This is a genomic window from Haloarcula mannanilytica (assembly GCF_005406125.1).
In the GTDB taxonomy this organism is placed as follows: domain Archaea; phylum Halobacteriota; class Halobacteria; order Halobacteriales; family Haloarculaceae; genus Haloarcula; species Haloarcula mannanilytica.
Map to the genome: position 1 here is coordinate 583,353 of NZ_BIXZ01000002.1, position 25,718 is coordinate 609,070.

The window sequence follows — 25,718 nt, forward strand, 5'->3', positions numbered from 1 at the left end:
ATGCATCTGCACACCATAGAATTATCGAATGTTAGCGACGAATTAATGTCAACAAAAGTTACGGACTACTCCGACTGGGCGTCCTCGACTTTTCCGGCGTACTCCTCCAGTTCGGCGGCTAATTCGCGGGCCTGGGCCGCCGACAGGGTGACTGAGTCCGCGTGTGGCTTTACCGCGTCGAGGTCAGTGTTGTCCATCTCCAGTTGGAGTTCGACGTGATCCGGGTTCTTGCGCGGCGCGGTCACGTTCAGCACGGCCAGGGCCTCCTCCTCGAAGCCGTGGCCCTCTACCTCACCGTCGAGCAGGTCGAAGGTCGTGTACGCGTTGACCTTCATGATGCGGTCGACCATACCGCAGTTTTGTGGGCCGGCGACTTAACGCCGGTTACTCGTCAGCGGTGACTCCCTCGTAGCCGACTCGCTCGGCGTCCGCCGCCGCGCGGTCGATGGCGGCGTCGAGGTCGAACGCCCTGACGATTTCCCCGTCACGAATCAGTGGCTCCAGCAGCGACTCGGCGTTCTCTGGCCCGTCGCGGTCGGCCAGGCCGATGTGGTGGCCGCCGTCGGCGGTGCGGTACACCGACTTCGTGCCGGTGAGCTTCCCCCGCTTGGCCGCCGGTTCGCCGTCCAGTTCGACGATATCCAGCGCGAAATCCAGCGGGTCGGCGTTGGCGACGTAGCTCCCGACGCCGAAGCCGTCGGCCACGTCCCGCAGTTCCCGGAGCGTCGTCGGGGTCAGACCGCCCGAGAGGAACAGGTCCACGTCCTCGTGGCCGTAGGCGTCTAGCGTCCAGCGCACCTCTCGGACGATGTGGCGAAAGTCCCCACGGCGGGACCCAGTGGTGTCCAGTCGGACCCCCGTGAGGTCGTCGATGGCCTCGGCTGCACGGAGCGCTTCGTCGGTCTCGTCGCTGTAGGTATCCGTCAGGGCGATGCGGGGCGTGTCCTCGGGGACGGCGGCGTCGAAGGCCTGCCACGCTGCCTCCTGGTTGCCGCGGCCGAAGCAGATCATCAGCGCGTGGGGCATCGTTCCCCCGGCCTCGTGGCCGATGAGTTCACCGGCGGCGACGTTCGAGATGCCGTCGAGGCCGCCCAGCAGCGCCGACCGCTCGACCATCGCGCCGATTGAGGGGTGGACGTGGCGCGAACCAAACGAGAGCACCGTCGACTCCGGCGCGGCGTAGCGGGCTTCCAGCGCCCGCGTCGCAATCCCGGTCGGATGCGAGAGAAAGCCAAGCAGCGCCGTTTCGAGCCGGCAGAACTCCCGGTAGGGGCCTTCGATTCGCATCACTGGACCGCCGTCGAACAGTTGACCCTCCGGAAGCGCGTCGGCGTCGACGCTTCGGCCCTCCAGTAGCCGGGCGGCGTCTTTCAGCCCCGCCAGCAGTTTCCAGCGCCCCGTCGCGAACTGGTTCGCTGTCACCTCGGCGACCACGTCCGGGTTCTTTCCTGCGTGTTCCAGCGCCTCCATCGTCCGGTCGAAGTAGGCGTCGGTCGCCCGGCCGTCCCGAATCGCTTCGGGTGAAACGACATCGAACTCCTCAGTCATGCCCCGTAGTTCGTCCGGGAGGGGGAAAAAGCGGTCCGGTCGGCGGTCACGAGGTGGAGACGCTCACTGCCGTTTCGCCGGAGTGGTAACGCTTTCTACGCGCCCGTCGATACGGCCGAGTGTGCTCAGTCCCCGCCGTTCCGTCGCCCTCCTGTTAGCGCTCGCATTACTCACCACCGGGACCGGTCTCGCCGTTTCACAGTACCTGGCCGCGACCGGCTACGAGACGACGACGGGCACGGTCGAGACCGTCGAGATGGATAGTTACGCCGAGATCGGACGGCCGACCCTCGGCGGGAACCGGTACTACCAGCCGAACGTCACCTACACCTACCGCGTCGACGGTAGGACCTACACGGGGAGCGACATCGCGTTCGGGTCAGACGTGGACACGAACCAGCGGGACCGCGCCGCGCGGGTGCTGCAGCACTACGCTGAAGCGGAGCCGGTCACGGTCTACTACGACCCGGACAGCCCCGGTGACGCCTACCTCGTCAAGCGCTTCGACTTCTTCCCTGCCGGCGTTCTGGTCGCGTTCGGTCTTCTGCTGCTCGGCGACGCGCTCACGCCGCGGACGCGGTGGCTCCGCTTTGTCCTGTCGAAAATTCCGCTGAATCGGAGCGAGCGGAGTCCGCTCGAACAATCCGACGCCGACGACGGCGTCCCGGACGATCCGACGCGGATTCTCGACCAGGAGTCACCCGAGAACGACGGTCCTGAAGACGGTGCTGCGCCGGTCAGTGGCCGCTGGGCCGTCGTCCTGTGGTCGCTCTGCGGTCTCGCCGCGCTCGGGACGGTCGCCGCCTACCTCGCCGTCTCACGGCCGCCTCACGACCTGATCGCGTATGTGACGGCAATCGTCATTGTCCTCGGGGCCGGCCGCTTCACCTACCGCCGCGTCATCTGAGAGCCGCTCACTCCTCGACTCGGTGAATATCGTCCAGGTCGCCGCTTTTCGGCCCGTTGACAATGCGGACGGTCTTGCCCGACCGGACCACCCGGAAGGCGTCGTTGAACTGCGATTCGTCGGGGACGACGTAGATGTTGTTGCGCGGCTGGACGGCGTCGTGTTCCTCTGTCAGTGCCGCCCGATACGCCCGTTCGAACTCTCTGGCGTCTTCTTCGGTGTCCCAGCGGGTCTCCCAGACGTAGCCGTAGCCGCCGGAGCCGTTGCGGTAGGGCACGACGAGGTCACCGCCCCAGCCCGCCGAGACCTCACTCTCGTAGCTGTAGCGGTCGCCCTCGGTCTGGCCGTTGTGGTACATCATCGCGTAAATCGAGGTCTCACCGACCGTGTCGCCGACCGGGTCGTGGTCGAAGCGACTCCAGTCACTACTGGAGCGGTCCGCGACGCTGACGTTCACGGGCTTCTCGTCGGGATATTTCTCGGGGTGGAGCACCTGCTCGGTGCTGTCGGGGAAGTCGTCGTGCAGTGCGTCGACGGCGTCCCAGCCGCCATCCGAGCGGATCTGGTCGACGAACCGCGGGCCGGTGACGTAGGGCTGATAGAGGACGGTGAACAGCCCCTCGTTGTAGCTCGACTCCTGGCTGGTGTCCCCGCCGTCGCTACTTTCGCCGTCGCTGGTCCGGTCCGGGAGCGCGATACAGCCCCAGCCGTCACCACAGCGTCGCTCGTAGAGGACGCGGACGTAGTTGGCCTCCCCCTCGGTGACGCCCTGCCGGGAGAGCTGGGTATCCTGGGTCTTCGCGGAGCCGTTCAGCCCGAAGTGCTGGTCCTGCAGGGCGTGGACCAGTTCGTGGGACAGCGTCCGCCGGTCGATCTGTGGCGTCTCGGTCGGGCTGACGATGACGATCTCGTCGTTGCTCGGCGAGTAGTAGCCCTGGACCGTCGTCGAGAGCGTGTCGTCAATCGACTCGCTGCTGCCCGAATCTTCGCCAATGATGAGGAGCGCTTCCCACACCTGGTCGTTCCAGGGGTTTTCCGGCCCGGCGCTGCCGCCGCTGCTGCCCCCCGAGCGGTTCTGGTACTCGGCCCGAGAGATGACTGACACCGGCACTGTCTCTTTGAACTCCAGGCCGCGGACCTGCTCGACGCGGGCCATCGTCCGGGCAACGACAGCCTCTCGCTCAGTCTCGTTCAGTCCGTCGTCGGTCGTCACAGACACCGAGTCGTCGTACCAGTAGCCGTTCTCGTAGCCGATGGCGTCCTCGCCGGCCGGCGTCTCGGGGTGGTCGCTGCCGCCGAAAGACGGGACCGTACAGCCCGCGAAGACGACCGCCAGCGCGACGAGCAGTTCCTTACGCATCGTGGACCTCGTCGAGTTCGTCGGTCGTCGGCGCGTTCACGATGGTGACCGTGTCCCCGTCAATCCTGACGGCGATGGCGTCGGTGTAGGGACTGCCTTCCTCGATGACCCACTGGCCCGCTGCGGTTCTGGTGCCGCCCCAGTGAGCGATCACCGCCGCCCAGGCGTCGGCGAACTCGCGGGCGTCGGCCTCGCTGGTCCAGGTCGTCTTCCAGACGTAGGCCGTCTCCGAACCGTTGTCGTAGACGTGCATCCGGCCGCCTTCCCAGCCGTCGGTCGCCGGCAGATCGTAGTTGTACGGGTCGTCGCTGTCCAGCGAGCCGTCCTCGTAGTTGATGACATCGCGGGTCCCAACGACGGCGGACTCGTTGTAGTCGTCGGCGATGGTGTATGCCATCGAACTGGCGATAGCCGACGGACCGACGACGGCGTAGTCGGGTCGGTTCCGGTCGGTCGAGGGTCTGACCCGCTCCCAGTCGTCGCTGGACCGGTCCGCAAGCGAAACCGATTCGGGTTCCCACCCGGGGTAGCGCTCGGGGTAGGTCACCTCGACGGCCCCGTCGGGGTAGTCGTCGTAGGCACCGTTGACGGCGCTCCAGTCCTCACGCTCCCGGAGATCCGAAATCAGCCCGGGACCGTCGCTGTAGGGGAAATACTGCATGAAGTTGATGCCGAAGTGGCGGTCGCCGCCGCCACCGCTCGACGTGTCGGGCCTGTCGATGCAGTCCCACTCCTCGCCGCAGCGGCCGGTGTACGCCTGCGTGACCGCGACGGCATCGCCCTCGACGAGCCCGTTCCGGCCCTGCACTTCGTCTCGCGTTCGCGCGTCGCTCGCCAATCCGAACTGCTGGTCCTGTAGCGCGTGGACGAGTTCGTGGGCCAGTGTTCCCCGGCTTATCGTCGGCGTCTCGGAGTCGCTGACGATAACGATTTCACCGCGTCGGCTGCTGTAATAGCCCAAGACGCTCTCGCCGCGATTGCTGTTCTGGACGGCGATGGAGTCGCGGTCCTCGCCAATAAAAAACAGCGCCTCGAATTTCGCGTTGTCGAACCGGCGTAGCGACTCGCCGGCTTCGCCGCCGGCCGTGTTGTTGCGGTACTCCGCCCGGGAGATGACGGAGACGGGGACCGTCTCTTGGAACTCCAGGCCGCGGATCCGCTCGACGCGGGCCATCGTCCGGGCGACAACGGCGTCCCGCTCCGTCTCGTTCAGTCCGTCATCGGTCGTTACGGACAGCGACTCGTTGTACCAGTAGCCGTTCTCGTAGCCCAGTCGATCTTCGTCGGGTGCCGCCGGAGCGGAGCCGTCGTTCCCGTAGTCAACCGCGGAACTGTCGGGCGTCAGATCGTCGCCGCTGGGATCCGTCTGATCGGTCGGCGAACCGGGCGCTTGACAGCCTGCCAGCAACAGCACGGCGACACAGAGAACGGTGAGAGCAAACGGGCGGCGCATCTACCAGAAGGAAGGGCACCACAGTGAAAAGTCACACGGGGTAACTTTCGTAGTCGACCCGACCCAACGCCCGCGCATGGAACTCGACCCGTCACAGACCGCCCTGGTCGTCATCGACATGCAGAACGGCTTCTGTCACCCCGACGGGAGCCTCTACGCACCGGACAGTGAAGCGGCCGTCGAGCCCTGTGCCCAGCTGGTCGACCGTGCCCGCGAGGCCGGTGCCAGCGTGGTGTTCACCCGCGATGTGCACCCGCCCGAGCAGTTCGACGGGAACCACTACTACGACGAGTTCGACCGCTGGGGCGAACACGTCCTTGAGGGGTCCTGGGAGGCCGAACTCGTCGATGGGCTGGAACCCCAAGAGACAGACTTGGTCGTCGTCAAGCACACCTACGACGCCTTCTACCAGACTGAACTGGCGGGGTGGCTCGACGCCCACGGAATCAAAGACCTCGCCATCTGTGGCACGCTTGCGAACGTCTGTGTGCTCCACACCGCCTCTAGCGCCGGTCTTCGGGACTACCGACCGGTTCTCATCGAAGATGCTGTCGGCTATATCGAGGACGACCACCGCGAGTACGCACTGGAGCACGCGGACTGGCTGTTCGGCGAGGTGACTGAGCGCGAGGAACTCGCGTTCGCCTGATAGGTGCCGCCCCCGTTCGCAGCGACGTAACTGTGGTTGAAGACGGCCCCGAATACGATCTGAATTTCCGCAAGCACCCCGAGCCCTGTGAGAACCGTACTATCCCGATGGTTCGTCGCCGGCCACACCCCGTTCGATGGTCACGCGCACCTCGTCGCCGACGGCAAAGTCAATACTCTCACCAACGAGCTTTGCGCCGAAACGCTCGCGGCCACAGAACAGCGCGATACCGGTTATCGGCTCGTCGTTTGCCAATACGGTCAGGTCGTTCCATGCGACCGTGCGGTCGGTCGTCCCGACCCGCTGTCCGGCAATAGCCGCTTCTTCGACCCCGTCACCGCCCAGTAACCCACCGCCGGAGTAGTGGGGCAGGCCGCCGTCGAGAACGCCCGAACCGTCGCCGTCGACATCGTTGGCGATACCGACAAAGGATTCCCCCGGCGCTGGATGTGCAGGCTCGTCAAGTCGAACCCAAGTCTCGCCGGCTTCGGCGACCGTTCCGGTTCCGTCCCAGGTCACCGGGGTCACATCCACTGCCGCGTCGACCGGCAGTGACCCCGACGCACGGTAGTGGTTCGCGCCGGGAGCGCGGAATCCGAGATGGATGTGGTTCGGGACCCACGGCGCGAAAAAGCCCGCCCGAACCAGTTTCCCGAGGTCATCGCCGACAGCGACCGTATCGCCCGGTTCGACGGCCGGGTCGACGTGCAGCAGTCGTGCCACGACATCGCCGGTGTCGACAAGGATGAGATGGTCGTGCTCGGCGGCGTAGGGCTTCGGCGGCGCTTGGACCGTCTTCGTGTCTAGCACCTCGCCAGCAACCGGCGACGGCGCGCGCTCGCCGTCGGGGTAGAGGTCGATGGCACACCCCTCGTCGTGGGCGTCGAACGGCGAGTTGTACAGGGAGAACCGGTAGTACTGGAACAGCACGTCGCGCGGTATCGTGACGGCCATCGGCGGCGATTAGGCGTGTGTCGATATGGCTCTGTCGACAGTAGGTTCAAGACCTATGCCGGGACCACCGCTTCGTGTGCGCTGACGACGACCGCGGCGGGGGCAGCGGGAGCGCGACACGTCCCGTCGCGACAGCCGTGTGTCGCCTGTTCGCTATCCGCCGCTGAGGGACGGCCGGACGCGTGACCGGCGGACCGTTTTAGCCCTGCGAGTCCCTACTGTTCGGCTATGCGTCTGCTACGGGGCCGCGCCGCCGACCCCGAAACCGACTTCGATCGGACACGCCGGATGGCGGACCGCGTCGCCGAGGACCGCGAGCCGGCCCTGCGTGTCTGGCGACCGCACAGACAGGTGGCGTTCGGCCGCCGTGACGCGAACAGCGACGGCTACGACCGAGCGCGCCGGACCGCCCGCAACCGGGGGTACACCGTCATCGAGCGCGCCGTGGGGGGTCGCGCCGTTGCCTACACCGGGTCGACCGTCTCGTTTGCCCTAGCTGAGCCCACCGAGGACCCGCGGGAGACCATCGACGACCGCTACGAATGGGCGAAAGCCGCCCTGAAGCGCGCACTCGACGACTGCGGCGTCACCGTTCGAACCGGCGAACCGGACGCCTCCTTCTGTCCGGGGAGCCACTCGCTTCAGGCCGGCGGAAAAATCGCGGGGCTTGCCCAGCGCGTCCGCCAGTCTGTAGCCGTGGTCGGTGGTATCGTCGTCGTTCGGGACCACGAGGCCATCGCCGAGGTGCTGGCTCCCATCTACGAGGCGCTCGATGTCCCGTTCGACCCACAGAGCGTCGGCAGCGTCGCCAACGCCGGGGGGACTGACGATGCCGACCAGGTCATCGCGGCGCTGGAACGGGCGCTGGCCGACGACCGCGACGTGTCGGTGACGGCCATCCGAGGGACTTAGGGGCGCGCCCGGTCGACTGGGCGTATGCTCATCCGTAACGCGACGCTCCCGGACGGCCGCCAGCGCGATGTCCGGGTGCGTGGTGAGTCCATCGCCGAGGTCGGCCGCGACCTCGACGCGACCGACCAGCACGTCATCGAAGCGACCGGCAAACGACTCTTTCCGGGGATGGTTGACGCGCACGTCCACTTCCGCCAGCCCGGCTACCCCCACAAGGAGACGTGGGAGACCGGCTCCCGGGCCGCGGCGGCCGGCGGCGTCACCACTGTCGTCGACCAGCCCAACACCGACCCGCCGACCATCGACGGCGAGGCGTTCGACCAGAAGGCCGACTTCGCCGCCGACTCTGTCGTCGACTGGGGCATCAACGGCGGCGTCACGGCTGACTGGATTCCGAACGTCCTTCTGCGCCGTCGCCTGTTCGCGCTCGGCGAGGTGTTCCTCGCTGACTCGACGGGCGATATGGGCATCGAGGCCGACCTGTTCGCCGACGCGCTGGAGGCGGCCGACGACAATGACGTGCCAGTCACCGTCCACGCTGAGGACGCGGACTACTTCAACGACGACGCCAAGGCCCGCGACGACGCCGACGCCTGGAGCGCCTTCCGGACCGCCAAGGCGGAAGCGAAGGCCGTCGAGCGGGCCTGTGCCGTCGCTCAGGAGCACGACACCACGATACACATCGCCCACACCTCGACGCCGGAGGGCGTCGACATCGCGAGCGAGGCCGGAATGACGACCGAGGTGACGCCACATCATCTGCTGCTCTCTCGACGCGACCTCTCCGAACTGGGCACCTACGGCCGGATGAACCCGCCGCTGCGCCGCGAGAAGCGCCGCCAGAAGCTCTACGAGCGTGTGGTGGACGGCACCGTCGACATGATCGCAACCGACCACGCGCCACACACCCGCGAGGAAAAAGACGCCAGTATCTGGGATGCGCCGTCGGGCGTTCCCGGCGTCGAAACCGTCCTGCCGCTCCTGCTTGCGGAGGCTCGGGATTCGGACAGCGGACTCACGTACGAGCGTGTTCGGGACCTCACCGCACGCAACCCCGCCGACGTGTTCGGCCTGCCACAGAAAGGTGGAATTGAGTCCGGCAACGACGCTGATCTCGTGCTCGTCGACACGACTGAGACGAGCGAGATCAACGGTGAGCGGCTGCACTCCAAGTGCGATTGGACCCCGTTCGAGGGCCGCGAAGCGGTGTTCCCCGAATGGACGATGGTCCGGGGGACTGTCGTCTACGAGCGCGGCGACGCGCTGGAGAGCGACGACACGACGCCCCAGGAGGACGTGTTCTACGACCACCAGGGCGAGAACGTCCGTGGCACGGACAGCGAACGGTTAGAGTAGCGCCGCGACGACGGACGTGCCGACCATTATTCCGCCGCCGCCGCCACAGAGCCGGGCCATCGCCCGACGGGAGTCTTTCTCTGTCCAGTCGCTTCGTGTGCCCATGTGCTCTTGCATGGCCTCGATGCCGTTGCCGGCGAGTATCGATCCGGACCAGCCCAGCAGGCCGAAGCCGAACACCAGCGCACCCAGCGCGAACACTGTCGCCTCACTGGCTCGGGCATCCCCGGTGTAGAGTGTCCAGCCCGCCATGCCGAGGCCGCCAAGCAACAGGCCGACGAGCAGCCCGCTCCCGAACAACCGGACCCTAGACGCCACGTAGCTTCGAAGCCGGGGTGGGTCGCCGGGAGCGGCCATCAGTCGACTGCTTCCCGCATCCGCGGGTCCAGCGCGTCGCGCATCCCGTCGCCGAGCAGATTGAACCCCAACACGGTGATGGCGAGGAACAGCCCCGGGAAGAAGGAGAGCCACCACTGACCGGTGAGGAGGCCGTTCTCGACGCCGCGAGAGAGCATCAGCCCCCACGACGGCGTCCCGGCCTGCGCGCCGAACCCGAGGAACGACAGCGCCGCGAGGTCGATGATGGCCAGCCCGAAGTTCAGCGTCGACTGGACGGTGATCGGCGCGAGCGTATTCGGCAGGATGTGCCGGACCAGAATCCGAGGGTCGGTCGCGCCCAGTGCGACCGTGGCGTCGACGTACTCGTCTTCGAGCACTTTGAGTGCGGCCCCGCGGACGACCCGAGCGAACCGCGGCGTGTACACGAGCACGAGCGCCACCACGGCCCGCCAGAGGCCAAGGTCCCGCGGGAAGATGGCGACCAGCGCGAGCGCGAGCAACAGTGGTGGGAACGCCAGCAACACGTCCATCGTCCGCATAATGACATTGTCGGTCACGTCGCCGTAGTACGCCGCAATAATCCCCATCCCGACGCCCACGGTGGTGGAAGTCCCGACCGTAATCGTCCCGAACTTCAGGGCCAACCACGCGCCGTACAGACACCGCTTGTAGATGTCCCGGGCCGCTGCATCCGTGCCGAACAGCTGTTGGGTCGCGGGCGCGGGGCCGAGCCAGCCGGGCGGCGCACGGTCGGTGACCTCGGTCCCGAGCTGTGAGCTGGCGAGCGCGCCGAGGTCGTAGGTCACGCGGGCGTAGACGGCGATAGCAGCCATGCCGAGGATTATCGTCAGCCCGACGACGGCCAGTCGGTTCGTCAGCAGGTCGGCGAGGAACGGGGACGCCCGCAGGCGTCCCAGCGCGCCCCGCGTTTCGGTGTCCGTACTCATTGTTGAATCCGTGGGTCGAGGTAGCTGTAGGTGACATCGACGACGAGGTTGACGAGGGTAAACAGCAGCGCGAAGGTGAGTACCGTCCCCTGGACGACCGGGTAGTCGGAGACGCCGATGGCGGTGACGATGGTCAGCCCCATCCCGTTGATGCCGAACACGGTCTCGGTCAGGACCGCCCCGCCGAGCAGCGTACCGAACTGGATGCCGATGACGGTGACGACGGGAATCAACGCGTTCCTGAACCCGTGTTTCATCAGCGTTATCTTCGCGCCCTGGCCCTTCGCCCGCGCGGTCCGGATGTAGTCCTGCCGGATGACCTCAAGCATCGAGGAGCGCATCATCCGCGAGATGAGCGCCGTCGAGTAGACGCCGATGACCAGCGCCGGCAGAAACAGGTGATGGGCCGCCGAGAGGAACGCTTCGGTGTTTCCGAGCAGGACGGTATCGACGGTTATCATCCCGGTCAGTGGAAGCTCCCGACCGAACAGCGTCCAGGTGTCGGGCAGGAACAGCGTCGAGTCGATGCGGCCGCTGGTCGGGAACACGTCGAGATACGTCGAGAAAAGCAGGATGAGCAACGGCCCGGACCAGAATATCGGGACCGAGATACCCGTCAGCGCCCCGATTCTGGTGACGTGGTCGGTCAGCGAGTCCTGTTTGACCGCGGAGATGATACCCAGCGGAATGCCGAGCAGGATGCCCGCCGCCTGGCCGTAGATAGCGAGTTCGAGCGTGATAGGGAGCCGGTCGGCGATGACCGACCGGACGCTGTTCCCGCGGCTGATGCTGTAGGACTGGCCGAAGTCGAACCGTGCCGCGTCCCACAGGAAGCTCAGGTACTGCTCCCACAGCGGCCGTCGCAGGCCGAGTTCCTGGCGTATCTGTTCGAGCTGTTCGGTCGAGGCCCGCTGGCCGGCGATGACGATGGCGGGGTCCCCCGGAGCCAGGTGGAGAATCGCGAACACGACCGACGCCACGCCGAACAGCACCGGCACAAGCAACAGCAGCCGCTTGACGACGAACCGGGGCGGAACCACCGGTTCGACCAGCCGGAAGAGAGACTGTGTCCAGTTCATGCGGGGACGGGTGGGAAGCTACTGTAGTTCGACCGTGTTGAGGTAGGGGCCGCCGACGGAGCTCACCGTGTAGGAGTCCGCGACGACGGCCTCGTTGACCGCCCGGAGTGTCTCGGCGTAGTCGATGAACACCCAGGGTGACTCGTCGTAGGCCAGCTGTGCGGCTTCCTGGTACATCGTCTCGCGGTCCCCCTCGGTGTAGGTCCGCTGGGCTTCCCGGACGAGTTCCATGTACTCGGTGTTGGCCCACCCGGAGACGTTCAGCGTGGAATACCCCTCCGTGTCGAAACTCACCCAGTCCTGGCCGTCGGGGACGGCGTCCATCGACACTTTCGGGTCCAGCAGGACGTACATGAAGTTGTCCGGGTCGGCGTTGTCGGTGTACCAGCCGAGGAAACAGGCGTCGTGTCGCCCGGCGGACGTGTAGTCCAGATACGGGCCGAAGTTGGAGAACTGGTTGATGTTGACCGTCAGCCCGATGTCCTCCAGGTCAGATTTGACCTGATTTGCGGTCTGAACCGGGCTGGGGTTGTATCCGCGGGGGTTCGAGAACGTCGCGAGTTCGAACTCGAAGCCGTCGCCGTAGCCCGCCTCTTCGAGCATCGACTGGGCCTGCTCCTTGTCCGTCGGATACGGGTCGAGGTCGTCGTTGTGTCCGAGCACGTCCGGTGGGAGCGGCTGTGAGGCCTGCGTGGCAAAACCTTGGTAGATCTGGTTGACGATGGCCTCGGTGTTGACGGCGTGGGCGATGGCCCGCCGGACCGTCCGGTTCCGGAACGGCTCGAACCGGGCCATGTTCATCGCCATGTAGCCGTGGTTGATGCCGTTCTTCCGCAGCAGCGTCGCTGTCCCGCTCTCCTCGGCGCGCTGGAACCCGGAGGAGTCGAGGTTGTCCGTGATGTGTGAGGCCCCGTTGATAACGTCCTGTACTCGGGTGCTGTTCTCGGTGATTGTCTTGAAGATGACCGTCCCGACCTGTGGACCGTCGCCCCAGAACTCGGTGTTGGCCGTCAGCCGGATGCGCTCGTTCGGGTTGTCGAGCGTGTCGAACTGGAAGGGACCGGTCCCCACGGGTTCGGTCCCCAGGTCCGCCTGGTTGTCGCCCATCGCCTCGATCTGGGCCTCCGAGAGGACGGCCGCGGCGAACATCGCGAGGTTCCGCAGGAACGGGGCGTACCGCTGTGTGAGTTCGATGGTCAGTTCGTAGTCCTGGCTCGCGTCGACGCTCTCTATCCAGTCGCCCAGCGTGAACGGGCCGTACCCCGACCGCGTCTCGTCGCCGAGGTAGTACTGATAGTCGCTCTGGGTGAACCGCCGCCAGGTCGCCTCGAAGTCCGAGGACGTGAACTCCTCCCCGTTGTGGAAGGTCACGTTCTCTCGGAGCGTCAGCGTCGCCGTCGTCCCGTCGAGCGAGTAGTCGGTCGCCAGCGCGTCCTCCAGTTGGCCGCCGCTTCCCGGGGCGAACTGGATGAGCGTGTCGAATATCTGGTTCGTGACTTTGGCGACCTCGCCGCTTGTCGTCTGTTGCGGGTCGTAGTTCTCGGGGTGGTCCCCGCGGGCGTACACGAGCGTCTGGTCACTTGCCCCGTCACCGCCGCCGCTGTCGCCGTCGCTAGCAGTGCCGTCCCCGTCGCCGCTCTCGCCGTCACCTGCAGTCCCATCGCCATCGCCACCGTCACCGGAACAACCCGCGAGTGTTGCGGCCGCCGCGGCACCGCCCGCCGCCGTGAGGAAGCTCCGCCTGTCGATCTGACCGTCGGATGACATACGGTACCATTCAACCAGGTCGAATATAACAGTACTGGACAGGTAGATAAATATACATTATAATAAATAAGGGCGGTGTGCGGCCGAGTAATACTCCCTACTCGCGGTCGCTGCGTGGCTGCTCGTACAGGTGACACGCCGCCGGATGCGGACTCGACTGCAGTTCGGGATGGCGTCGCTCACAGACGCTTTCGAACCGGTCACGGAGGAGTTCGGCTGCACCCTCCCAATCGGCTGCTGCGAGGCGTTCGAACGACTCCTCGATGACACGTCTGTTCTCGCCGGTCGGTTCGGTCTCGAAGAACCGGTCGAACATCGCCTCGACGAAGGCCGAAACCGCCACCGACTCCCCGTTCGGTTCGGTGAGGTCCGCCCCGCCGTCGGTCGCTGCTGTAGCGTCGTCCGACTGGAGTTGCGCCTGAATCGCATCGAGAGAAATCGCCTCGTCTTCCACCCGCTGTCGGTAGTCCATCACCTCTCTGTAGGTCTCCTGTTCGATGTCGATGTCCGGCGGGATTATCTCGGGACAGCGGGTCCGGAACCGACAGCCCGACGGCGGATCAATTGGTGACGGCACGTCGCCCTTCAGCAGGATTCGGTCGGCTTCGACGGTGGGGTCCGGTTCGGGAATCGCCGACAGCAGCGCTCGCGTGTAGGGGTGTTTCGGGTCGGCGAACAGGTCCGGGGTGTCGGCGACTTCGACGACTTCACCGAGATACATCACAGCGACGCGGTCACAGATGTGCCGCACCACGGAGAGGTCATGCGCGATGAACAGGTAGGTGAGGCCGAATTCCCCCTGGAGGTCCTCAAGGAGGTTGATTATCTGGGCCTGGACGCTCACGTCAAGTGCCGAGACGGGCTCGTCGCAGACGATGAAGTCGGGGTCGACGGCTAGCGCCCGGGCGATGCCGACACGCTGGCGCTGCCCGCCGGACAGCTCATGTGGATACCGGTCGTACTGGTCGGGGTCCAGCCCTACCGCCTCCATCAGCTCCGCGACCCGGTCGACCCGCTGCTCGCGGCGGGAACCGTCGCCGGTGTCCTCGGGCAGGTCGTGAATCTTCAGCGGCTCCATGATGGTCTGGCCGACGGTCATCCGTGGGTCGAGGCTTGACATCGGGTCCTGGAATATCATCTGCAGGTCCCGGCGGACCGCCCGGAGGTCGTCCTTGTCCAGGTCCGCGAGGTCCTGGCCGGCGAAGACCACAGTCCCGTCGGTCGGCTCCAGCAGGCGGAGAATGGTCCGGCCGGTCGTCGACTTCCCACAGCCCGACTCCCCGACGAGGCCGAGCGTCTCGCCCTCGTAGATGTCCATCGAGACGCCGTCGACGGCTTTGACCGACTCGGGCTCGCGTCCGATGTACTTATCGAGTAGGTCGTCGGCCCGCGAGAAGTGCTTTTTCAGCCCGTCGACTTGCATGAGCTGTCTGTCCGTTCGCGTCGTCTCGTGGGCGGCCACGCCGGCGTCGCCGGTGCCGTACTCGCTCGTATCGAAGGAATCGAGGATACATTTCGAGCGGTGGGACACGTCGTCCGGACCGTGCTGGAGAAACGGTATCTCCCCCTCGCGGCACTCCGGCTGTGCCCACGGACAGCGGTCGGCGAAGTGGCATCCCTCGGGCATGTCGATGAGGCTCGGCACGTTGCCCTCGATGGGGGTCAGCCGCTCGGTCTCCTCGCTGGGTATCGATTCCAGCAGCGTGTACGTGTACGGATGCGAGGGGTTCCCGAAGATTTCCTCGACCGGCCCCTCCTCGACGATTTCGCCGGCATACATCACGGCCACGCGGTCACAGGTCTCCGCGACGACGCCGAGGTCGTGCGTGATGAACAGGACCGCCATCCCCAGTTCGTCTTGGAGGCCGTCGATGAGGTCCAGAATCTGGGCCTGGATGGTCACGTCGAGCGCCGTCGTCGGCTCGTCGGCGACCAGCAGCTTCGGCCGGCAGGCCAGAGCGATGGCGATGAGTACGCGCTGGCGCATCCCGCCGGAGAACTCGTGGGGGTACTCGTCGACGCGGTCGGTCGGCTCCGGAATCCCGACTTCCTCAAGCAGGGCTATCACGTCGGATCGGACTTCCTCGCTCATCTTGCCGCCCCGGCCAAGCGACGGGGTTATCTCCCGGAGGGCGTTGAACCACGAGTCGTTGCGCTTGCGGCCGTACCGGTGGAGGCGCAGGCTTTCGGCGACCTGCTCGCCGACGGTGATGGCGGGGTTCAGCGAGGTCATCGGGTCCTGGAATATCATCCCCATGTCGCCGCCGCGGATGTCACGCATCGCCCGCTCCGGCGCGGCCGTCAGGTCGACGTAGCCGTCTGCGATGGTTACGGGACCGTCCCCCTCTTTCGGCAGTGCGTCCCTCGGATTGCTTCGAATGAACTGCCGGGCCAGCGCGGTGTCGTCGGCAGTCCCGTCCAGCGACTCCGGGAGTTCGCCCCGGTCGACGGTCGCCGCGTCCAGGTGGATGAACCCGGAGCCGTCGGCATCGGTCGCAACCGCCTTCGGATACTGCCGTGCCAGCCGCGTGACCGTCTCCAGCGAGCCAAAGCGGACCTTTCCGCCGGCAATGTGTCCGGGATCGTCGACAATTCCCATCGCCGACAGCGCGGTCACCGACTTCCCTGACCCCGACTCGCCGACCAGCCCGACGGTCTCGCCCTCTCGAACGGTGAGGTCGATGCCGTCGACGGCTTTGACCGTTCCCCGGTCCGTCTCGAACTGGGTCCGGAGACTGGATAGTGTCAACAAGTCACGCATCTATCTGTTGTTCTCGAAATACTTCCAAAAGTGTTGTGCTGAAACCTCGCCAACAGTTTATGCCTGGGGCCGCCTCACTCGACGTATGGACGAGCCCGCCGACCCGGAATCGAACCCCTTCGACCGCGTCGTCGGTCACTGGGAGCAGGTCATCGACGACATGACGGCGACGGCAGCGCAGTACCGCGACGCCGGCCGCGAAACCATCGAACTCCACCCCGGCGACGTGACGGTCCTGACCGGCGAGCCGAAAACGCTGGCCGAACAGACCGGCGAGTACGAACCCGACACTCGACGACTCGGGTTCGACGTGGTGGTCCCCGGCGACGAGTTCCGGCGGCTCGCCGACGCGCTGGAAGAACGCGCCGTTGACCGGTACGAGGTCTTCCGGGCGACCGGCGACGGGATGGTGTTCCTGCTCGTTGCGCTGGAATGTGGCGACGACCTCGCCGCGTTCGTCCCGCTGTACTACGACCGCAGCGACCGGGAGGCCCTGGAACGGGTCGCTGCGGACCACGGCCTCTACTCACATATTCGCCCCCTCTCTGACGACGAGGTGGTCACCGTCGCCCACGACGACCCCGAGCCGTTCTTCCCCGACTGACACCTGATCCGTGAGCGATCACCAACCGCCCGACTACGACCGCCCGCGAACTCGCGTCAGCCGATACGACGGCACTTCGAAGACGACGCCGTAGAGAATCCGATTGCCGAGCACACCGACCCCGAACCCCGAGAGTGCGCCCGCGAGATTGACCGTCATCGGAGCCGCCGAAAGCGTCACGAGACCGGCGACAGCGCCCGCCAGCACGAGAAACGACGCCAGCGCCGCGACTTCCGGGTACACGCCCGGCACCGCATCGTGTTCGATGACGGCGACCGCGACGGCGGTTAGCAGCGTGACCCCAACGACCACCGGCAACACGTCGAACAGGGCGCTTCCGGCCTCTGCGTACCCCAACACCGCCCCGCCGATGCCGACGGCGAGATCGGTTCGCAGAACCTTCTGTGTCGCCTCACGAGTCGACATCGATGGCTCGGCGTCCGGGTCGATGTCGCTCATCTCCCGCCCGGCTTACTCGTCGACCTGGAACTCATTGCCACACTCCGGACAGCACACCTCGTCGTGTCGCAGCGCCGCCGACTGCTCGCGGACTTCTCGCATCACCGAGGAAATCCGGTCTTCGGCCTCCATCTCGTCCTCGACGGCGAGGTCGACGCCCTCGACTTCGAGGAGGAACTTCGCGACCTCCGTGGCCTCGTACATCACGTCGTCGAGGTCCTCGGCGGTGAAGAAGTCACACATCGCGCCATAGAGGAAGGTCGCGCCGGCCTTCCGGACCTTGTCTTCGAAGGCCGAGCGGGCCTGATTGACGGCCTGTGGCGTGTACGTGTCCGTCATGAACGGGACGAGTTCGGGGAGGTTCTCCCCGATTTTCGTCATCTCGACGCCCGTTTCGGTCCGGAAGTCGGCACAAAGGCGGGCGATGGCCCACTCGCGGGCGGTGATGTACGTCCGGTCCCGCAGGAAGTCGTTCGCGCGGTCGTAGGTCCCACCCTCGATTTTCTTGAAGCGGTCGTACTTCTGTACGTCGGCCGGTACGTCGCTGACTGGACTGGTTGCCTCGTCGCTGGCGGTGGCGGCCGCCTCGCTGCTACCTGACTCGGGTTGTGCTGTTTCGGTGGCCGAGTCGCCGGGGTCGCTCCCCGCAGCGCTGTCATTGTCGTCGGTCCCGTTTTCCGCGGCCGCCGGTTCGTCCGGCTGGTGTCCGGTCGACTCCTCGTCTGTCGCCTCGACATCTGTCTCGTCCGGCGGTGCGCCCTCTGTCATAGAGGAGCATGCGCGCTCGCGGTGAAAAAGGGTATCGCCGCTGTCCTGCCGTCCTTGTGCACTGTTGACACGTCCGCCAGGTGGCTTTTTCACTGCTGCCATGCATGGCCCGACTATGAAACTACTGCTCGGTGTCGGGGGCAGCGAACTGTCCTATCTGGCACTGACCGAAACACTCGAACGAGTGTCGGAAACGGGCGACGAGCTAACCGTCGTTATCTTCGAAAACGAGGACATCGACGCCGACTTCGGCACGGTCCAACAGCGGGTGCAGGACCACATTGACGAAAGTGGGCTTGCGCCGCCGACCAGGCTCATCGAGGATGCGTCGCCGGGGAGCGAACTGGTGAACATCGCCGAGAGCGAGGGGTTCGATAGGATCGTCCTCGGCGGTGGCGGCCGCTCCCCGCTCGGGAAGATACAGCTCGGCCCCATTGTCGAGTTCGTCCTGCTGAACGCACAGACCCCGGTGACCCTCATCCGATGACGCGCACCTATCCAGACGAACCGGCAGGAGAGTTCCCGCGGCCGCCACGGACGATCACTGACCGCGAGGACCGTCCTATCGACGTGATCTCCGCCGACGACGCTGACACGGAGAGCCTCGTCGAGATGTACCTCGACTTCGACCCCGCGGACCGAGCGCAGGGTATCCCCCCGGTCAAAGAGGAGCCGATCCGCGAGTGGCTCGACACGATACTCGACGACGATTGTGTCAACGTCGTCGCCAAGCACGACGACACCGTCGCCGGCCACGCGACGCTGGTCCCGGACAACGAGGGCGAGCACGAACTCGCTATCTTCGTGTTACAGGCCTACCAGGGCGCCGGTATCGGGACGGCGCTGGTCGAGACGCTGCTGGGCTACGGCCAGGCTGAGGGCATCGACCACGTCTGGCTCACGGTCGAGCGCTGGAACGAGCCGGCGATAGCGCTGTACGAGAAAGTCGGGTTCGAGACGAGCAGCGCCGAGAGCTTCGAGGTCGAGATGGCGATTCGACTCTAAACGGTGAGTACCGGCTGGCTGGCGTATTCGATGACGTAAATCGCCGCACGCCCGACGGCCTCCTCGCCTTCCTCGCGCGGGACGACGATGAAATCCGTATCGATATCTTCCGCCACGTCGAGGACCACGCTGCCCGGCGTCTGCATCAACCGCGTTTCGGAGAAGGCGGTCGCGGACGACGTTTCGAACGTCCCGTCGTGGACGGCCACGAACTGCTCTCGGATACTCTCGGTGAAGGCCTGGTGTTCGTCAGCGATAGCGTCTGCGCTCACCTCGCCGCTGTCGATGTCACGGTGGAGCCGTTCGTCGATAACGAACAGCAGGTGGAGATCGGCGTCGTACCGCTCTGCAACGGCGATTGCGTACTCGGCCGCTCGTTCCGACTGGTCGCTACCGTCGACCGGCACGAGTACGAGATCGATATCCATCACTCGCATCTGTGATCCCGTCCGGCAAAAATCCACCGAGGTCCGAGTCGGCGGTGCCATGCACCGAGCCCTCGCCCATGACCAACAGTGTATTTAGTCGCGGCTTCGATGCGTGATGTATGTTCGATACGGTGGTCATCGCCACGGACGGCTCCGGGAGCGCGGAGCGGGCCGTCGAAGCAGCGCTGGACCTGGCCGCGCGCTTCGACGCCACTGTCCACGGGCTGTACGTCGTCGACACCGGTGAGGTCGAGGCGACCCCCGAAGAGGTCCGCGAAGCGCTGGAGCGCGCGCTGGCAACCACTGGCGGCCGGGCCCTCTCGTTCATCCGGGAGGCCGCCGACGCCGAGGCCGACGAGGAACTCGTTACCGCCGTCCGGGAGGGCGATCCAGCCGACGAGATCTGCAAGTACGCCGAGGAACACGACGCCGATGTCATCGCCAGCGGGACCCGCGGCCGCCACGGCGAACACGGCTTCCTGCTGGGCAGCGTCGCCGAGGACCTCATCCGGCAGGCCTCGATGCCGGTGCTGACAGTCCGCCAGCTCGAAGGCGACCCCAACCCCGAGCGCGAGGACGTGTAACGGAACCCGACGGCTTCTTGTCCGCGGCCCTGCTTGCTGGCGCATGGACGATTGGCTCATCGACGATGACCGCCTCTCTATCGGCCGCAAATCCGTACTCCCCGGTGAGGGGTTCTTTATTCCGGATTCTTACGAGGAAGAGCAAGCCGAAGCCGAAGCCGCCGAAACGCTTGCAGACGCCGGTGTCGTGGTTATCGCCGACCCCGACGCCGACGGCCTGGCCTGTACTGCACTGATTCGGGAGGCCCGCGGCGAGGGCGCACTGTTGCCCGCCGGCCCGCACGAACTCACGGAGGCGCTCGAATGGACCGCCGAGTACGCCGACCCCGACGCGACCGTCTTCATCTGTGACCTCTGTCCCGACCGTGAGTCGGACATCGCCCCCCTCGACGCGCTGATCGAAGCCGTCGAACGCGTCGTCTGGTTCGACCACCACCAGTGGCCCGAGGACCTCGCCGCCGACGTGGACGCGGCCGGCGTCGAGCGCACCGTTGGGGACAGTGAGGAAGTGTGTACCGCCGACGTGGCGCTGTCGGAACTCGACTACGACTTCGACGAGCAGTGGGCCGACCTCGCCGCCGTTACCCGCGACCACGACCTCTGGATCCGCGACGACCCCCGCAGCGACGACCTCGCGGACCTGTCCTACTGGAGCGAACCCGAGGAGTACATCGAAGCGGTCCGCGACCACGGCCCCGACCTCTCGCCAGAGTTCCACGAGTTCCTCGACGAGAAGCGCGTCGAGAAGGAGGCGCTCATCGAGAAGGCCGTCGAGCGGGCCGAACTCCGCGAGGTCGGCGAGTGGACTGTCGGCGTCACCTACGGCCGCTGTTCGCAGAACGAGGTCGCCGAGGCGCTGCGCGAGCAGGGCGCAGACGCCGCCGTCATCGTCAAACCCGCCGGCTCGGCCTCCATTCGCGGGACGGACAGCTTCGAGCGCGCCCACGAGGTCGCCCAGCAGGTCAACGGCGGCGGCCACCCGAAAGCCGCGGGCTGTAAGCCCGATATCTACGACGACATGATGGACTACGCCCACCACTGGACCACGCAAGGGGCTGTTGCGAAGCAGGCCATCGTGGACGCGTTCCGACGGCTCCCCGAGGACGAGGAGGAAGGCGTCGACACCGAGCGGTAACACAGTCGAGAGTCGCTGACAGCGTCTGCGCTCGACCATCGAGAGAGCGCGGCGTTTTGCCGCCCGACGCAATGCTAATTTATTCTCCTGTCGTCAGGTCCGAGTGATGGCTGAGTCCCTCCATACCCGGATACGGCACGAGACGGCCCTCCGAGAGCGATTCACGAGTGCTGTTGCCGTCGGCGCGACGCTGTACGTCCTCGATGGCTCGGTACGGTACGCCGCGGTCGCGGCGACGCTCGCCTTCTGTGTCTGGCTCGTCGCCGACGCCGCCCAGGCCGCTGTCGGCGACTACGCCGACCACGTGGTGTTCGGACTCCTCGTGTTCGGCTTCGTGGTGTACATGGTTGCGGCCGCCGGCCCGACGTGGGCTGTCGTCCCGGGGGCGCTCGTCGGCGGCTGGTTCCTCCTCGACGGCGTCCAGCACCTCCGCCACGGTGTCACTCGTGACGAAGTCGGTATCACGTATTCCCACGACGGCAGCCCCATCACAGGCCTGCCAAAGGCGCTGCTTGTCCGGCTGGCCGAACCGTTCCTGCTGTAGACTACTCGCCGACGACCCACTTGTCGCTGTACCGCTCGCCACAGGCACACACCGCGTAGGCGTGGACAACGTCGCCCTCGGCGTAGAGGCCGCCAACGTCTTCGTTTTGCTCCTCGGCGAAGGCGAAGACGAATCGGGTGGTGTGGTTGCTCTCCGGTTCCTCCTCGGCAACCGGACAGACCGCGCCGGTCAGGTCGTCGTCGATGTCGCCCTCGGTGCCCATCGCCTCCTGTGCCAGTCCCATCGGGTCGATGCCCGTCGCTGACTGGAACGCGCTCCGACCGTCGTCGCCCGGCAGGACGAGAATGTGCCCGTCATCGACTTTGTCGGCGTACTCCGCCAGTGCGCCGGGGTTCGAGACGGCGTCCTCGTGGAGGAAGAAGAGTACGTCCCCGGGTCGCTCGCCGGCCAGGAACTCCGCGTGTTTGGTCATGCAAGGAGGGAGTCACTCGCCGGGCAAAAGTGACGCGTTCCGACCGGGGCCGAGACGGAGTGTGACCGCCTCTGACAGCCACATCTTTAGGCCCACCCGCCCGGTATGGTCGCCTATGACCGACTTCGGCGAGTACGTCACGGATGTCGTCCACGAACCGACCCAGACCGACAGCCCGGGGTTCGACCTGACCGTTGATTCGGTGTCCGAGGTTGTCGAACCGGGGCGGATCGATTTCGGCGGCGGGGAACTGGAGACCGCCGGTGTTTCGCCCCATGCAAGCGAGAAGCGGAATCCGGACGATGATTACGAGTGGTGGACGCTACGGAGTGGCCAGTACCTCATCGAGTACAACGAGTCACTGACCGGCGAGGCGACGGTGACGCTCCAGCCGCGGACGGAACTGCTAGAACGCGGGGCGACCCATCCGACGCTGCACGTCGACGCGCTTCCGCGCGTGCCGCTATCGGTCGGCGGCGCAGGGCTGCGGCTCAAGGAAAACGCCAGGATCAGCACGATTGTCGAGGCCGAGGAGTAAATCGACGAGCAGCGTCCCCCTCACGCATTCACGTCTTCGAGGTGGCGACTGGCGACGACTTTGCCGGTCGGCGTGAGCGTCGGCCCGTCGGAGGCATCCTGAACGAGGCCGTCCTCGGCGAGGTCCTGGAGGATCATCGACACCTGCGAGGAGTCCTTCCCGAGGATGCTCGCCAGCGGCATCCCGTCCATGTCGCCGGTCGAATACATGGCGACCAGCACCTCCTTCTTGTCTTTCGTGAGGTCGACATCCTTGAGTTCCTCCATAAGTTCGGCGTACTCGCGGCGGAGATAGCGCCCGAGGATGGACATCTTGCGGTTCGAAGCCATCGCGGCCAGCGTCGTCATGGCCGTCCCGTCTTTCATGTGTCGGACTGTCAGCACCGGCCGGCTCTTGCCGTTGATCTCCCGCGTGTTCCGGTCGAAGTCAGAGACCGTCTTCAGGTCGATTGTGAACGACCCGTCGCTGCGCCGGAACTCGACACTGCCTGGTGCGAGAAACAGCTTCGCGGTCTTGAACGACTCGTCGGTGACGCGGCCACCGACGCGGGCGCGATCCTTGACCGTCGTCTCGGTGCCGTTGATGACCGCCTTGAAAAGCACCGTGCCGAACTTCTCTATTTTCTCGTCGCCGGCCTCGATGGCTGCGACGAGGCGCTTTCCGTTGTGCTCGAAGGCAATCGTTACCGTCGAGTCGAAGAAATCGCCCAGGTCGGGCGGGACCTGCCCGATGGCGATGTCGAAGATGGAATCAAGCGGAATCGTCAGCTTGTCGTCCTCGCTCGCGGCCAGGACCAGCCGCTTTTGGGAGAGGACGATCCGACCCTTGATGGGGTCGCCCCGACCGGCCACCTCGGAGTTGAATTTGCCGACGAAATCCGCGATCACTGATTCCGACATTCGTCCGTTACCCGATGTACACCAGCACTGATATTGAGCGTTTCGCGCGAGTATCAACAGCAAAAATCGGACCCCAGTCGTGAGAACGCGGGCAAACGTCGTCAGTTATCGAGGTTTCGGGCGATATCGGAGAGCGACGAGTCCGGCCCGTCGGTTGCAGCGTAAACGACTCGCTTGCCCGGCGTCCGGAGGCCGTACTCGGTTCCGTCGGTGACCACGTCGAGGTGTGCCGAGCCACCGAGCGAGACATCGCTGTCGGCGATCCACTCCGCCAGGCGGTTCGTCCCGTCCCGCTCGCGGGCCAATCGGCGGTTGTCGGCGACGTGCGAGATCACCGGTTCGCTGTCGAGGTTCGTCTCCACGACGGCGTGGTACTGGTCGCCGTCAAGTGCGAGGCGGACGGTGTCGCCGTCTGTGAGGTCCAGGGCAGTCGGCAGGACGACCCGCGGTCGGTCGGTCCGGCCGACCGACTCGACGGGAACGCGATGCGTCTCGATGGTTTCGTGGTCACTGGGAACGCGGTCTGGCACGGTGCCTTACTCGTCGTCGTCGCCGAGCAGGTCGTCGACGGATTCGCTGCCGCGGGCCGTGATCTTCGCGTTGATCTGGCGCGTGTCGTCGCTGACCTCGCGGCCGCGGACGGTGATGCGCTTGCGCTCGCCGTCGGTGGTCGGCTTGAAGCCGACGCCGCCGTCGGACATGATCTCCTTCGTTGCGACGCCGCGCACGTCGGGCCGCATCGGTCGGCCCGAGGTGTCCGAGCCGCCGGTCAGTTCCAGCGTGTAGCCGTCGAGGCCGACAGCGCCGCCGTCGACCTCGTCACCGAGTTCGCGGCCGATGAAGCGGTTTGCGTCCTGTCCGTCAACGTCGATCTGGTAGGTGTGGCCGTCCTCCGGATCGGAGACGGCGACCGTGAATTCTGCCATACCTGTTCTCAATCAACCGCGCTTCAAAAGCGCGTCGAACCGTCTTTCTCGTGGGTCGTCGGTCGGATCACTCGCTCCGCGCGCCGGTAATCTCCTGGGAGACGACCATGCCGAGCCGTTCGCCGTCGCCGCTGGCCGTGACCGGCAGCGCGTACACTTGGTACTGCCGACCATGGTACTCCTGGGTCCAGACCTGTTCCTCCCCGTCCAGCGCGGCGCGGTACTTGGGCTCCTGTCTCTCGACGACGTTCGGGGGAAACACCTCCTCAAGCGTCTTTCCCTCCATGTCGTCCGGTGCGAGCCCGAGAACGTCCAGTCCCTCGCCGCGTGCGACGAGATACCGCAGGTCGTCGTCGAACAGGAACATACCACCATCCGGGAAGTTCTCCAGCAGCGTCTGATACCGCTGCTCCGCCTGTCGGAGGTCGCGTTCGAGTTCCTCCCGCTCGATGGCGTCCGTGAGGATATTTGCGACGCTTCTGACGAACGTAATGTCGTCTTCGGTGAAGGCCCGCCGCTCGGTCGTATGCGTGCCGAGCACGCCCCAGGGGTCTTCGGGCGTCCCGATGATGACGCTGATGCCGCTCACGACACCGTGCTCAAGCAGTAGCGGCGGCCCGCTGAACCGCGTCTCCGTCCGCAGGTCCGCGACGACGACCGGCTCCTCTGTCTGGAGCGTGTAGCCGGCCTGTGATTCCTCGCCGGCCCCGACTGCAGCCTCACCGACTAGCCCCGGCTGCCAGCCGACGCCGGCCCGCAACAGCAGATCGTCGGTCGCCGGTCGGTACTCAAGTACCTTACTGTACTCCGTCCCGAGGCCCCTCGACACCGCCTCGACTGCCCGCTCGAACAGCGCGTCGAGTCCACACCCTGTCAGCGCGTACTGGCCGAGGTCCGCCACGGCCGCTTGCTGTCGTACCCGCCTCTGGAGGCCGGCCTCCGCGCGGTGCTTGGCGACGAGGTTCGTGATTCGGTTCGCAAGCAGCGCATAGCGCTCGGTGCCGCCCCGTTTCTGGAGGTAATCGCTCACGCCGGCCGAAATCGCCTCACTGGCGATTTCCTCGCTCCCCTTCCCGGTAAACAGCACGAACGGGAGGTCCGGATACGACGCCCGGACGGCCTTGAGGAACTCGATGCCGTTCATCTCCGGCATGTCGTAGTCGGAGACGACACAGTCGAACCCGTCGTCGAGCCGCTCCAGCCCCTCGCTGGCGCTGGTCACCGTTTCGACGCTGAACCCGCCGTTCTCGTGTCGGAGAAATCCGGCTGCCGTCTCCGCGAGTCCCGGTTCGTCGTCGACGTGCAACACCGAGATCCGGGGACGTTCGGGCTCTCCCATGCTACTCTCTAACAATATGAGCGT

General features: G+C 65.9%; 29 protein-coding genes. 11 read left to right on the forward strand and 18 right to left on the reverse strand.

Going from position 1 to position 25,718, the window contains the following annotated elements:
• Window positions 1-65: 65 nt before the first annotated feature.
• Together Harman_RS10190 and Harman_RS10195 are read right to left on the reverse strand one after the other, a co-directional pair.
• Window positions 66-350: a DUF6360 family protein gene (locus Harman_RS10190; RefSeq protein ID WP_004590818.1), complete on the reverse strand. Its 285-nt coding sequence runs from the start codon at window positions 348-350 to the stop codon at window positions 66-68.
• Window positions 351-384: 34 nt separating this feature from the next.
• Window positions 385-1,548, reverse strand: coding sequence for a nicotinate phosphoribosyltransferase (locus tag Harman_RS10195; protein WP_137683668.1), 1,164 nt, complete (start codon window positions 1,546-1,548; stop codon window positions 385-387).
• Window positions 1,549-1,669: 121 nt separating this feature from the next.
• Here Harman_RS10195 and Harman_RS10200 point away from each other — a divergent pair, with 121 nt between their 5' ends.
• Complete coding sequence (locus tag Harman_RS10200) at window positions 1,670-2,455, forward strand: DUF3592 domain-containing protein (RefSeq protein ID WP_137683669.1); 786 nt, start codon at window positions 1,670-1,672, stop codon at window positions 2,453-2,455.
• A 7-nt stretch (window positions 2,456-2,462) separates the two neighbouring features.
• Here the strand turns inward: Harman_RS10200 and Harman_RS10205 are convergent, their stop codons facing one another.
• The gene (locus Harman_RS10205) at window positions 2,463-3,815 is read right to left on the reverse strand and encodes an Hvo_1808 family surface protein (protein WP_137683670.1); all 1,353 of its coding nucleotides are present in this window, start codon (window positions 3,813-3,815) and stop codon (window positions 2,463-2,465) included.
• Window positions 3,808-5,268, reverse strand: coding sequence for an Hvo_1808 family surface protein (locus Harman_RS10210; protein ID WP_137683671.1), 1,461 nt, complete (start codon window positions 5,266-5,268; stop codon window positions 3,808-3,810). The genes Harman_RS10205 and Harman_RS10210 overlap by 8 nt, the downstream gene beginning before the upstream one ends.
• Before the next feature lie 76 nt (window positions 5,269-5,344).
• Here Harman_RS10210 and Harman_RS10215 point away from each other — a divergent pair, with 76 nt between their 5' ends.
• Window positions 5,345-5,917, forward strand: coding sequence for a cysteine hydrolase family protein (locus Harman_RS10215; RefSeq protein ID WP_137683672.1), 573 nt, complete (start codon window positions 5,345-5,347; stop codon window positions 5,915-5,917).
• Window positions 5,918-6,016: 99 nt separating this feature from the next.
• Here Harman_RS10215 and Harman_RS10220 read toward each other — a convergent pair whose 3' ends face one another.
• Entirely contained in the window at window positions 6,017-6,871 is an 855-nt protein-coding gene (locus tag Harman_RS10220; RefSeq protein WP_137683673.1) for a hypothetical protein, read from the reverse strand.
• Window positions 6,872-7,099: 228 nt separating this feature from the next.
• On the opposite strand from Harman_RS10220, the gene Harman_RS10225 reads away from it, so the two are divergent.
• Together Harman_RS10225 and Harman_RS10230 are read left to right on the forward strand one after the other, a co-directional pair.
• Window positions 7,100-7,783: a lipoate--protein ligase family protein gene (locus Harman_RS10225; protein WP_137683674.1), complete on the forward strand. Its 684-nt coding sequence runs from the start codon at window positions 7,100-7,102 to the stop codon at window positions 7,781-7,783.
• A gap of 24 nt (window positions 7,784-7,807) precedes the next feature.
• A complete protein-coding gene (locus Harman_RS10230) occupies window positions 7,808-9,139 on the forward strand; it encodes a dihydroorotase (RefSeq protein ID WP_137683675.1) in 1,332 nt (443 codons plus the stop codon).
• Here the strand turns inward: Harman_RS10230 and Harman_RS10235 are convergent.
• From Harman_RS10235 to Harman_RS10255, 5 genes are all read right to left on the reverse strand, one after another.
• Window positions 9,131-9,496, reverse strand: a complete 366-nt coding sequence (locus Harman_RS10235; RefSeq protein ID WP_137683676.1) for a DUF7268 family protein — start codon at window positions 9,494-9,496, stop codon at window positions 9,131-9,133. The two genes, Harman_RS10230 and Harman_RS10235, sit on opposite strands and share 9 nt — an antisense overlap.
• Window positions 9,496-10,425, reverse strand: a complete 930-nt coding sequence (locus Harman_RS10240; RefSeq protein ID WP_137683677.1) for an ABC transporter permease — start codon at window positions 10,423-10,425, stop codon at window positions 9,496-9,498. The genes Harman_RS10235 and Harman_RS10240 overlap by 1 nt, the downstream gene beginning before the upstream one ends.
• Window positions 10,422-11,504 (reverse strand): ABC transporter permease, encoded by a 1,083-nt coding sequence (locus Harman_RS10245; RefSeq protein WP_137683678.1) that lies wholly within the window; start codon window positions 11,502-11,504, stop codon window positions 10,422-10,424. Before Harman_RS10245 ends, Harman_RS10240 begins: the two co-directional genes overlap by 4 nt.
• Before the next feature lie 18 nt (window positions 11,505-11,522).
• On the reverse strand, window positions 11,523-13,271 hold the full coding sequence (locus tag Harman_RS10250; RefSeq protein ID WP_137683679.1) for an ABC transporter substrate-binding protein: 1,749 nt from the start codon (window positions 13,269-13,271) through the stop codon (window positions 11,523-11,525).
• A 97-nt stretch (window positions 13,272-13,368) separates the two neighbouring features.
• Entirely contained in the window at window positions 13,369-16,032 is a 2,664-nt protein-coding gene (locus Harman_RS10255; RefSeq protein ID WP_137683680.1) for a dipeptide ABC transporter ATP-binding protein, read from the reverse strand.
• 85 nt (window positions 16,033-16,117) lie between these two features.
• On the opposite strand from Harman_RS10255, the gene Harman_RS10260 reads away from it, so the two are divergent.
• Window positions 16,118-16,636: a DUF7529 family protein gene (locus Harman_RS10260; RefSeq protein ID WP_137683681.1), complete on the forward strand. Its 519-nt coding sequence runs from the start codon at window positions 16,118-16,120 to the stop codon at window positions 16,634-16,636.
• Between the two features lie 33 nt (window positions 16,637-16,669).
• Here Harman_RS10260 and Harman_RS10265 read toward each other — a convergent pair whose 3' ends face one another.
• The gene (locus Harman_RS10265) at window positions 16,670-17,095 is read right to left on the reverse strand and encodes a hypothetical protein (RefSeq protein ID WP_137683682.1); all 426 of its coding nucleotides are present in this window, start codon (window positions 17,093-17,095) and stop codon (window positions 16,670-16,672) included.
• Between the two features lie 12 nt (window positions 17,096-17,107).
• Window positions 17,108-17,863, reverse strand: a complete 756-nt coding sequence (locus tag Harman_RS10270; RefSeq protein ID WP_137683683.1) for a DUF5806 family protein — start codon at window positions 17,861-17,863, stop codon at window positions 17,108-17,110.
• A gap of 115 nt (window positions 17,864-17,978) precedes the next feature.
• Between Harman_RS10270 and Harman_RS10275 the strand changes: the two genes are divergently transcribed.
• Together Harman_RS10275 and Harman_RS10280 are read left to right on the forward strand one after the other, a co-directional pair.
• The gene (locus Harman_RS10275; RefSeq protein ID WP_137683684.1) at window positions 17,979-18,350 is read left to right on the forward strand and encodes a universal stress protein; all 372 of its coding nucleotides are present in this window, start codon (window positions 17,979-17,981) and stop codon (window positions 18,348-18,350) included.
• Window positions 18,347-18,868, forward strand: coding sequence for a GNAT family N-acetyltransferase (locus tag Harman_RS10280; protein WP_137683685.1), 522 nt, complete (start codon window positions 18,347-18,349; stop codon window positions 18,866-18,868). The genes Harman_RS10275 and Harman_RS10280 overlap by 4 nt, the downstream gene beginning before the upstream one ends.
• Here Harman_RS10280 and Harman_RS10285 read toward each other — a convergent pair.
• The gene (locus Harman_RS10285; RefSeq protein WP_137683686.1) at window positions 18,865-19,296 is read right to left on the reverse strand and encodes a universal stress protein; all 432 of its coding nucleotides are present in this window, start codon (window positions 19,294-19,296) and stop codon (window positions 18,865-18,867) included. The genes Harman_RS10280 and Harman_RS10285 overlap by 4 nt on opposite strands.
• A 119-nt stretch (window positions 19,297-19,415) precedes the next feature.
• Between Harman_RS10285 and Harman_RS10290 the strand changes: the two genes are divergently transcribed.
• The 3 genes from Harman_RS10290 to Harman_RS10300 all read left to right on the forward strand — a co-directional run bounded on the left by Harman_RS10290 (window position 19,416) and on the right by Harman_RS10300 (window position 21,559).
• Window positions 19,416-19,880 (forward strand): universal stress protein, encoded by a 465-nt coding sequence (locus Harman_RS10290; RefSeq protein ID WP_137683687.1) that lies wholly within the window; start codon window positions 19,416-19,418, stop codon window positions 19,878-19,880.
• Window positions 19,881-19,923: 43 nt separating this feature from the next.
• Window positions 19,924-21,015 (forward strand): DHH family phosphoesterase, encoded by a 1,092-nt coding sequence (locus Harman_RS10295; protein WP_137683688.1) that lies wholly within the window; start codon window positions 19,924-19,926, stop codon window positions 21,013-21,015.
• A gap of 106 nt (window positions 21,016-21,121) precedes the next feature.
• Window positions 21,122-21,559 carry a hypothetical protein gene (locus Harman_RS10300; RefSeq protein ID WP_137683689.1) on the forward strand — a complete coding sequence of 146 codons (438 nt, stop codon included), beginning with the start codon at window positions 21,122-21,124 and terminating at the stop codon, window positions 21,557-21,559.
• Between the two features lies 1 nt (window position 21,560).
• Here the strand turns inward: Harman_RS10300 and Harman_RS10305 are convergent, their stop codons facing one another.
• The gene (locus Harman_RS10305; protein ID WP_137683690.1) at window positions 21,561-21,992 is read right to left on the reverse strand and encodes a DUF5807 family protein; all 432 of its coding nucleotides are present in this window, start codon (window positions 21,990-21,992) and stop codon (window positions 21,561-21,563) included.
• 115 nt (window positions 21,993-22,107) lie between these two features.
• Between Harman_RS10305 and Harman_RS10310 the strand changes: the two genes are divergently transcribed.
• Complete coding sequence (locus Harman_RS10310) at window positions 22,108-22,530, forward strand: dCTP deaminase (RefSeq protein WP_137683691.1); 423 nt, start codon at window positions 22,108-22,110, stop codon at window positions 22,528-22,530.
• A 20-nt stretch (window positions 22,531-22,550) separates the two neighbouring features.
• On the opposite strand, the gene Harman_RS10315 is transcribed toward Harman_RS10310, so the two are convergent.
• From Harman_RS10315 to Harman_RS10330, 4 genes are all read right to left on the reverse strand, one after another.
• A complete protein-coding gene (locus tag Harman_RS10315) occupies window positions 22,551-23,429 on the reverse strand; it encodes a CheF family chemotaxis protein (RefSeq protein WP_137683692.1) in 879 nt (292 codons plus the stop codon).
• Window positions 23,430-23,530: 101 nt separating this feature from the next.
• Window positions 23,531-23,959: a DUF7112 family protein gene (locus Harman_RS10320; protein WP_137683693.1), complete on the reverse strand. Its 429-nt coding sequence runs from the start codon at window positions 23,957-23,959 to the stop codon at window positions 23,531-23,533.
• 6 nt (window positions 23,960-23,965) lie between these two features.
• Entirely contained in the window at window positions 23,966-24,355 is a 390-nt protein-coding gene (locus Harman_RS10325; RefSeq protein WP_137683694.1) for a 30S ribosomal protein S6e, read from the reverse strand.
• A 67-nt stretch (window positions 24,356-24,422) separates the two neighbouring features.
• On the reverse strand, window positions 24,423-25,694 hold the full coding sequence (locus Harman_RS10330; protein WP_137683695.1) for a response regulator: 1,272 nt from the start codon (window positions 25,692-25,694) through the stop codon (window positions 24,423-24,425).
• Window positions 25,695-25,718 lie beyond the last annotated feature (24 nt).